Source organism: Rhizobium sp. SVR5-9E (assembly GCF_056755095.1).
Genome location: NZ_JBNDHS010000411.1, coordinates 1 through 272, shown reverse-complemented (window position 1 = coordinate 272; position 272 = coordinate 1). Strand labels below are relative to the sequence as shown.

Annotated in this window: 1 protein-coding gene; it reads left to right on the top strand. The window is 58.8% G+C overall.

The features are described from left to right. Window positions 1–272 (top strand): conjugal transfer protein TraF (traF, locus tag ACPYOJ_RS35410; protein WP_481420395.1); only part of this gene is annotated, 272 nt, incomplete at both ends.

Below are 272 nucleotides of genomic sequence, written 5' to 3'. Positions count from 1 at the left end.
CCATTCGCTGGGTCAGCGCTACGGGCTTTTTCTGTTTTATCGCGGGCATAATCAGGTCGACAGCCTCATGGCCGCCAGCGTGAAAGAATTTACCACGCAGTACGGCCTGTCGCTTCTCCCTGTGAGTGTGGATGGCACGCGCAGCGAGGCGCTCCCTCAGACGCGAGCGGACAATGGACAGGCGCGACGTCTGGGCGTCAGTTACCTTCCTGCCGTCATGCTGGTTGACCCGAAGAAGGGGCATGTTCAGCCGCTGGTATACGGTTTTATGA